General features: G+C 58.5%; 7 protein-coding genes. 1 reads left to right on the plus strand and 6 read right to left on the minus strand.

The genetic code is table 11. The annotated features are described in order from the left end of the window. Positions 1 to 120: 120 nt before the first annotated feature. Entirely contained in the window at positions 121 to 1,002 is an 882-nt protein-coding gene (gene fba, locus EKM88_RS10435) for a class II fructose-1,6-bisphosphate aldolase (protein WP_125705938.1), read from the plus strand. An 83-nt stretch (positions 1,003 to 1,085) separates the two neighbouring features. Here the strand turns inward: fba and EKM88_RS10440 are convergent, their stop codons facing one another. From EKM88_RS10440 to EKM88_RS13705, 6 genes are all read right to left on the minus strand, one after another. After that, on the minus strand, positions 1,086 to 2,012 hold the full coding sequence (locus EKM88_RS10440; protein WP_125705940.1) for an XcbB/CpsF family capsular polysaccharide biosynthesis protein: 927 nt from the start codon (positions 2,010 to 2,012) through the stop codon (positions 1,086 to 1,088). Beyond that, complete coding sequence (locus EKM88_RS10445) at positions 1,996 to 3,033, minus strand: glycosyltransferase family 2 protein (protein ID WP_125705942.1); 1,038 nt, start codon at positions 3,031 to 3,033, stop codon at positions 1,996 to 1,998. The genes EKM88_RS10440 and EKM88_RS10445 overlap by 17 nt, the downstream gene beginning before the upstream one ends. After that, complete coding sequence (locus EKM88_RS10450; RefSeq protein ID WP_125705944.1) at positions 3,030 to 4,037, minus strand: glycosyltransferase family 2 protein; 1,008 nt, start codon at positions 4,035 to 4,037, stop codon at positions 3,030 to 3,032. Before EKM88_RS10450 ends, EKM88_RS10445 begins: the two co-directional genes overlap by 4 nt. Positions 4,038 to 4,071: 34 nt before the next feature. Further along, entirely contained in the window at positions 4,072 to 5,031 is a 960-nt protein-coding gene (locus EKM88_RS10455) for a glycosyltransferase (protein WP_125705945.1), read from the minus strand. Positions 5,032 to 5,134: 103 nt separating this feature from the next. Beyond that, positions 5,135 to 6,130: a glycosyltransferase family 2 protein gene (locus EKM88_RS10460; protein ID WP_125705947.1), complete on the minus strand. Its 996-nt coding sequence runs from the start codon at positions 6,128 to 6,130 to the stop codon at positions 5,135 to 5,137. A 92-nt stretch (positions 6,131 to 6,222) separates the two neighbouring features. Beyond that, positions 6,223 to 8,478, minus strand: a 2,256-nt coding sequence (locus tag EKM88_RS13705) for an LPXTG cell wall anchor domain-containing protein (RefSeq protein WP_164512078.1), incomplete at its 5' end; no start/stop codon positions are given.

Here is an 8,478-nt window from a genome sequence, read left to right on the forward strand (position 1 = left end):
GATTACCGGCGGTCTACGCCAATGAAAGCACGCAAAAATTAAAGGGGCATCTTTTGAAAATCTATGCTAGAATGGGGAAGTAAAAAATTTTGTTTTCATCTTTTAGGAGGAAAAACACTTATGCCATTAGTTAACGGCACTGAACTTGTCAAGGCAGCTCGCGAAGGTCACTATGCAATTGGTGCCTTCAACACCAACAACCTGGAATGGACCCGTGCGATCCTTGCCGGTGCGCAAGAACTGAACGTTCCTGTCATCATCCAGACTTCCATGGGCGCTGCTAAGTACATGGGTGGCTACGAACTTTGCCAAAAGTTGATTGCAGCTACCGTTAAGGCAATGGACATCACTGTTCCTGTTGTGATCCACTTGGACCACGGGAACTACGAAGCTGCTAAGGAAGCAATTGCTGCCGGCTACAACTCCGTAATGTTCGACGGTCACGACCTGCCTTTCGAAGAAAACCTGGCCAAGACCAAGGAAATCATCGCCCTGGCCCACGCTAAGGGCATCTCCGTCGAAGCCGAAGTTGGCTCCATCGGTGGTGAAGAAGACGGGATCATCGGTGAAGGCGAACTGGCTTCCGTTGAAGAAGCAACCACGTTTGCTGATCTGGGCGTTGACTACCTGGCCGCTGGCTTTGGTAACATCCACGGCCCATACCCAGCTAACTGGAAGGGTCTGCACTTCGACCGCCTTCAGGAAATCGGCGAAGCCGTTAAGCAGCCGCTGGTTCTGCATGGTGGTTCCGGGATTCCTCAAGACCAAGTCGTTAAGGCGATCAAGATGGGTGTTGCAAAGCTTAACATCAACACCGAATGCCAGCTTGCCTTTGCTAAGGCAACCCGTGAATACATCCTCGCCGGTAAGGACCAGCAGGGCAAGGGTTACGACCCTCGCAAGCTGCTTGCCCCTGGCACGCAGGCGATCACGGATACCTTCAAGGAAATCTGCGGCTGGATGGGCACCAAGTCCGTTAAGCTCGTTCCTGAAGAAATCTAATCAACGCAACGAAACCACTGCCTCTGCAGTGGTTTTTTTCTTTGCAAAAAGGGCGACCAGATGGGCCGCCCTTTTCGTTGCCATTAGCGCCGCACCAAGTCGACCAGCATCGTATTCATCAACCCGAGCACCACGGGCGTGGCGGCCACTGTCACCTGCGGATGATAAGCCAGCGTGGCATCGTTGAGGTCATGCAGCAGCAGGTGCTTGAGCCGCGCGATCCCAGGCCACGATTCCGGCGTGTGATGATTCGCGATCACCGTCCCCTGATAAGGGGTCGCACGGGCCAAATCATTCAGCTTTGGCACCATGTCCAGCGCGATCTGGTCATCCAGCGCGAGCAGCAGCGGTCGATACGCGTACTGGGTTAAATCCACAATCGGATCGTTGGCAATGAAGCGGTAGCCCAGCTTCAACCCGTGGTACATGGCGGCCGTCGCCCCTTTTGAGGCCCCGTACAGGAGCGTTTGCGTCCGCGCGATTTGGTAGGTCGCCCGGACCCGGGCAATCACGGCCGCCACGTCGGCTTCAAACGTTGGCGCCCCGGCTGTGTTGCGAAAAAAAGAGCCCGCCGTCAGGTTGGTATCCAGCAGCCGCAGCACCAGCGTGTTTTTCACCAGCCACGTCTGCAAGCGGCTGAATGGACTGATACCCATACGTTGCTGGTAATCGGCGGCCATCAACTCACTGGGCGCCCCGATGTGGCTGAAGGTGACTACCAAGTGGCGCGAAGCCCCGGGGGTCAGGCCAGTCACCGGGATCTGATCCAGGTGATAGACCAACTGGCCCTGGCGCTGGTCTCCCGGCCGCAGTGGCACTGCGACGTGTGGCACGTACACATGATGATACTGCGCCCCGTGCTGCTCGGTGCGCACCAGCACCAGCCCGTTGCGCGTCAGGCGCTGATGCACGCGCAACGCATCCGCATTGCCTGCAACCCCCGCGGCCCACGGGTTTGTGGCAACGGGGACGATCACCGTTGTTTGCTCAGACTCACGCAGGATCTGCATGTGCGGCCGCCTCTCGCGCCGCTTGCTGGGCGGCCAAAAATGCTTGGTACAGCAACGCTTCCTGGTTGGCCCAAAAGGCGTCAAAGCCAGTCATCGCCATCCCCGCGTACTGCTCGCCGGGGGTCGCTTTGCGGTGCGCCAATGCGGCAATCGTCGGTGCCGTCTGCGGATCATTCATCATGCCACGATTTTCAGCCAGCAACAGGCGCTCCTGGGCGGCGTACGCCGCCGGGTCGGCCGGCGTGTGCTGTTGCTCAAAGAAGTACAGGTCCGCCAGATAGTCGTAGAACTCGCGCCGGTACAACGCCGGCGCACGCTGGCGGAGATAGCGCAATGCATAACGATGCGCGCGCACCCACTCAGCCAATTGATGGTCAAAGGCAAAGTTGTCCTTGCGCACGGTCGACTGCGGATTCCACAGCCACAGGTACACCGACCGGTCGAGGTACACAATGTCTGTCGCCATAGCGCAGGCCAGCCCCACGAAGTAGGTGTCCTCAAAGATCCGCAGCTGCGGATGCCATGTCAGGCCGATACGAGCCAGATAGGCGCGATTGAACCACTTGGCGACCGGGGACTTCCAGTCACGCGGATGGGACGGGTAATAGCGGTACCCCGTACGATACCAGGACTGTTGCGTGTAGCGCGCAATGATCAGCTCATGCGACCCACTGGTTTCGGCGACCTGAAAGAAGGCGTGCAGGGCCAGCGCATCCTGAAGCTCGTCGTCCGCGTCCATGAACATCACGTACTGACTCGTTGTGTGCATCATCCCCTGTTGCCGCGCAAAACCCGCCCCACGCCCCTCGGGGTAACCGAAAAAGCGCACCGTGAGATTGGTCAAAAGCGCGTACTGATCAAGCGGCCACGCACTCACCCCATCGCCGATCAGCTGAATGTCGATCTGATCAAAGGGAACGTCAATTTGACCGTTGATCGAACTGAGCAGGCGCATCACCTGCGCCGGGGTCTCATTGTGGAACGGAATAATAATTGCTAACGTCTTGAACTCGTTTGTCATGACTTGGCCTCACTCAATTTGACAGGGGTCCCTCGCCGCCGCAACGCCTCAAGCTTGGCGAGATACTGCGGAAAATCAGCAAGCGACACATGGTGATAATACGACCGGCGCTCGCGGTAATAAGCCGCGATCTGCTGGATCAACGCGGGTGAAACGGCTGGCACCCACAGCTCGCAATTTTCGTGCAGCGCCAACTGCAGTTGTGCATCCATCGCCGCCTGATCGCGCGCCACAAAGACGCGCTCATGCAAGTAGCATGTCCCCAGAAACCGAAAGAACTCGTGCTGCCACCAATCGACATCACGCTCACGTAGAAACGCCAGTTGATACCGCTGTGACCGCACCCACTCATCGCCCTGATCCGCAAAGCCGTGCGCGCCGCGCCGCCCCGTGGAGACTGGGTTCGCACGCCAGCGATAAACCGGCGCGCTGAGTCGGACCACGTGCTGGGCAAAATGGTGCGCAAGCGTCACGAAGTAGGTATCCTCGTACACCCGCAACTGTGGATGCCAACGCAGACCCAGGGCGGCAAGGAAATCGGCCCGAAACAGTTTGCCCATGACCGCCTGGCCGTCTGAGGCCGGATACTGTTTGTCCCGCAGCTGACCCTGCCGCCAAACCTCGGCCGTAAATGGTGCTTTGACCAAGTCTGGCGTGTCTGCGGTCGCGGCCAGCAGCCGCGCGAATGCGGTCGCGCTTTCGAGCACGTCATCGGCATCCATGAACATCAGGTACGGCCCGCGCGCTAAGTCCATCCCGAACTGCCGCGCGAGACCGGCGCCCAGGCTTCTTGTCAGCGTGTACTGGCGAATCGTCACTGCGGGCGCTGGCGCCAACACGTGCGGATCAAGGGCGGCCCCGCCATCGTTGACCAAGATGAACTCAAAGGCCGACCACACCACCCCGACTTGCTGCGCCACCGAGGCGAAAAGTGCGGCAAGATCAGCGCCGTAATCGCACCGAAACGGAATGATCACACTGATCGTTGGGGTTCCTTCAGGCATCTGGGTGCTCCTTTCACAGCGTGGCAACGCCCCGTCACGCGACCACGGCCTGCAGCCGCGCTAAGTACGCATCAAACTGCTTTGGCGCATGGTTCCACGGGGCTTCCATCGATCGGTCGCTGACGCGTAGCTCGTCAATAAACGCCGCAACATGCGCCCACTGTGCCGCATTTTGCCGCACCAAGTCCGCCATCAGTGCCAGCATCGCCTCTCGGTCTGCCCCAGGCACCGCCTGCAGTTGCGTATAGAACCGGACCACACATCGGCCCAGCGTGGTCGGGTACTGCTCCGGCGTCAACGCTTTGAGCCGCTCAAAGTAGCGCGTCATCATTCGGACCCAGTCCGGCGTCAGAACGGTCGGGCTCGGCGCCATCACCGCCTCAGACACCGTGCGCCCCAGAAACTGTGCGCATGCGATCCCCGGTTCCTCATGCTGGTGCGTGCCCGCGACCGCCTCGGCCAGCCGCGCGACGAGTTCCTCCGTGTAGTCGCCGTACGCTTCAAAGGCAATCTGCGCCCGCATCAATAGCGCCCGGTTAAGCATCCGCCCGCACAATCGGCGAGTCGTTGACCCCACCTGGTACGTCACCTCGCGCGTGGTCGTCATCTGTTGCGTCAGCAGCAGTCCGCCGATAATTTGCGCCGCCGAATTATCTTGCGCCGCAACGAAGAAGCGCTGCAAGACATCGACCTGATTCAATTGCATATTGGGCCCCATGAACAGGACGAATTTGCCGGTCGCCATCGTCAGCCCCTGCTGCAGAGCGACTTCCCACGCCCAAATTTGCGCTGGTTTGATATAGCGAAACTTCAGGTGATTGAACAGCCGCAGTGGCTCCAGACTATCAAGCTGATAGCGGCCATTGTCAATAAGGATGACTTCTACTTGGCGAAAATCAATTCCCAGCTGATTGTTGATCGAGGATAAGGGAATACTCAGATCCTCTGCGGTCGCCGAATCTGCCGCAACGATAATACTCAATAACTTGTCCATGCTTACTCCTTCATATGCCGACCCGCGCCGTAATTAAGTCATAATATTTAATTAATAATAGTATAACCTGAACCTCAACCGCTTCCAAGCCTTGTTGCAGCGATTATCGGGCACTGGCCTGCTCCGCCTCAAACGCCTGCCTGAGCAGTTGCTCCTGTGCGGCCAGAAATTCAGTCACACCCTCAGTCGCCACCCCGGCGTGAAGTCCGCCAGGCGCTGCCATCTGGCCGATCAACCGGCGGATATGCGCCATGCCGGCAGTCGTCCACAGCGTCCGGTTCGCGGCCAGCAGGCGCTGCTGTTCAAGTAAAAATGCCACCTCATCCGCTGGCACGTTGCGCCGTTGCCGAAAGAACAAATCAGCACAATAGTTATAAAACTCACCTTGCCAACGCACAGGAGCTTGCACGCGTAATACCCGTAGCACCGCGCGATTGGCCTGCGCCCAGACATGCAGCTGGCGATTGAACGCGTGCCCATTTTGCCGCACCGTCGAAGCCGGATTCCACAGCCAGACATACACCGACCGGTCGACAGTCACAATATCCGTCGCCAGTTTGCAGGCGAGTCCAACAAAGTAGGTATCCTCATATAGTCGTAAGTCCGGGTGCCAGCGGAGCCCTTTGGCCACCAGGAACGCCCGCTGGAACAACTTCGCATACGCCGCCTTCCCGTCCTGCGCGCTGGAGGTGACATAACCGAACCCCGCCCCGCGCCGAAACTGCGTCACATAGCGCGCAATGACGAGTTCGGGCGTCGCCGTCCGCACTGCCGCCAGCAAGTCGCGTACCGCGAACACATCCGCAAGCACATCATCAGCATCCAAAAACATCACGTACCGGCCGCGCGTCTGATCGATCCCCGCCTGCCGAGCCACGCCGGCCCCACGGCTCGGCATGTAAACCAGCTGTTGCACTGGCAGCTGCGTCACGACCGACGTCACCCGTTCCGGCAGTGCGGCGACACCATCGCCCACTAGAAGCAACTCCAGCTCAGCCCAAGGCACCTCAACCTGATTGTTTAGGCTACTCAGAATCCGCTTCAGCTGTACCTCATTTTCTTGATGAAAAGGCATGATGATCGACAACAACTTTTCCATAATCGTTCTCCAGTTCTCATATGTATGAACAAGCTGCTCACCCCCAATTGCTTGAGAGCAGCAGCTTGTCCGAGACTCACCACATGGTGAGTTTAGTACAGTGGTTCATCGTCGTCATCGCGACGCTTCTTCGCAAACGCAAAGGCTGCCGTGGCTGCCATCACTGTCAGTCCTACCCCTGCAGCGGCAAGCGCGTCATCTGCCGCGTTACCAGTCTGCGGTAACGTCTTGCTAGCGGATGTGGTCGCTCTGACCATGCGCTGTCCGCCCGCAGTTCCAGCGGTTCCGCCGCGTTGACTCGGATTGTTCGTAATTGGATCTGTTGTCGGATCTGTAGTCGGGTCCGTCGTCGGGTCCGTTGTCGGATCTGTAGTCGGGTCCGTCGTTGGATCCGTCGTCGGGTCCGTTGTCGGATCTGTAGTCGGGTCCGTTGTCGGGTCCGTTGTCGGATCCGTTGTCGGGTCCGTCGTTGGATCTGTGGTCGGGTCCGTCGTTGGGTCCGTGGTCGGATCTGTGATCGGGTCCGTCGTTGGGTCCGTGGTCGGATCTGTGGTCGGGTCCGTCGTTGGGTCTGTTGTTGGGTCCGTGGTCGGATCTGTGGTCGGGTCCGTCGTTGGGTCCGTTGTCGGATCTGTGGTTGGGTCCGTGGTCGGGTCTGTGGTCGGGTCCGTCGTTGGGTCATCATCCTCAGGAGTTGCAACTTGGTAAACCGCTGCAGGAACTCGAACTATCTTGACAATACGTCCCTTGTCATCACTGTTTTCGGTTTCCTCCGTTGATGGATCATAGTAAACTGCCGGTCCAACAAGATCAATAGTCACTTGTTCGCCTTCAGACACCTCTAGATTTGTCAGTGTAGACCCATCGTTGGTATCAGGCAAATCATTGCTGCCGGTAGGATCGTCCTGATCATTCTGACCGTCCTGACCGTCCTGGCCGTCCTGACCATCCTGACCGTCCTGACCGTCCTGACCGTCCTGGCCGTCCTGGCCGTCCTGACCATCCTGACCGTCCTGACCGTCCTGACCGTCCTGGCCGTCCTGACCGTCCTGACCGTCCTGGCCGTCCTGACCGTCCTGGCCGTCCTGACCGTCCTGGCCGTCCTGACCATCCTGACCGTCTTGACCGTCCTGGCCGTCTTGACCATCCTGACCGTCCTGGCCGTCCTGACCATCCTGACCGTCCTGACCGTCTTGACCGTCCTGGCCGTCTTGACCATCCTGACCGTCCTGGCCGTCTTGACCATCCTGACCGTCCTGGCCGTCTTGACCGTCTTGACCATCCTGGCCGTCCTGGCCGTCTTGACCGTCCTGGCCAGTAGCTCCCGTGGCACCCTTCAGCGACTCGACGAAGTCGTTGCCATCGACGGTCCCATCTCCATTGAGGTCCTTATCCTGATCATCGATCTTGTCATCGCCGTTCAGGTCTTCCGTTGCCGGCGTGTTCTTCCAAGCATCAAAGGCACTTTCACCTGCTGCGCCGGTCTCACCCTTTGCACCAGTCTCACCTTGCGCTCCAGTTTCACCCTTCGCTCCGGTGGCACCTTTTTCGCCCTTCAGCGTGATGACGAAGTCATTGCCATCAACCTTTTCGTCTCCGTTAAGGTCCTTATCCTGATCATCGATCTTGTCATCGCCGTTCAGGTCTTCCGTTGCCGGCGTGTTCTTCCAAGCATCAAAGGCACTTTCACCTGCTGCGCCGGTCTCACCCTTTGCACCAGTCTCACCTTGCGCTCCAGTTTCACCCTTCGCTCCGGTGGCACCCTTTTCGCCCTTCAGCGTGATGACGAAGTCATTGCCATCAACCTTTTCGTCTCCGTTAAGGTCCTTATCCTGGTCATCGATCTTGTCATCGCCGTTCAGGTCTTCCGTTGCCGGCGTGTTCTTCCAAGCATCAAAGGCACTTTCACCTGCTGCGCCGGTCTCACCCTTCGCACCAGTCTCACCTTGCGCACCCGTGTCCCCAGTATCACCTTTTTCACCCTTCAGGCTGGCGATGAAGTCTTCCTCGGTCTTGTCCGCGTTACCGGCCAAGCCCTGCCAGATCTCAAACGCACTCTTCCCATCCAGGCCGTTCAGGAAGTCTTCTTCACTACCTTCATTGCCTGCTTCAACCCAGACTTGATAAGCGCTCTTCCCGTCCGCACCTTTCAGCGCTGCCAGGAAGTCAGCTTCCGTCTTGCCTGCATTGTCAGGATCAGAGGTCTGCCACAGCTCAAAGGCGCTTTGACCATTCGTACCTGCGGTACCTTGGTCACCCTTGGCCCCAGTGTCACCTTTTTCACCCTTCAGGCTGGCGATGAAGTCTTCCTCGGTCTTGTCCGCGTTACCGGCCAAGCCCTGCCAGAT

The organism is Lacticaseibacillus daqingensis, assembly GCF_003946115.1.
In the GTDB taxonomy this organism is placed as follows: domain Bacteria; phylum Bacillota; class Bacilli; order Lactobacillales; family Lactobacillaceae; genus Lacticaseibacillus; species Lacticaseibacillus daqingensis.